This window comes from Bradyrhizobium sp. Kon37, from assembly GCF_055807535.1.
Map to the genome: position 1 here is coordinate 1 of NZ_JBVVOY010000274.1, position 266 is coordinate 266.

Annotated in this window: 1 protein-coding gene; it reads right to left on the reverse strand. The window is 71.1% G+C overall.

Features of this window, described 5'->3' with window-relative positions:
* On the reverse strand, positions 1-266 hold a 266-nt coding region (locus AC0L3J_RS38120; RefSeq protein WP_473350575.1), incomplete at both ends, for a hypothetical protein.

Consider the following 266-nt stretch of genomic DNA (forward strand, 5'->3'; position numbering starts at 1 on the left):
AACCGGGACCGGCACTTCGATCGCGGTCTCGCGGAAGGCGCGCTCGAGCTCGTCGAGCGAGACTTCGCCCGGACGCAGCGGACGCTCCAGGCTCGGGTCGGCCAGCACGCCCTGGCTGGCTTCAACGGCGACAGGCGCTTCCGGCACAAGCGGCGGCGCTTCGGCTACGGGAGCAGCAGCGCCGGCCGCCATGGCCGCCATGCCCTGCTCGACCATCGCTTCCAGCTTGTCGATGAGATCGCGGTCGGTACCCTCGGGCTCGGCTT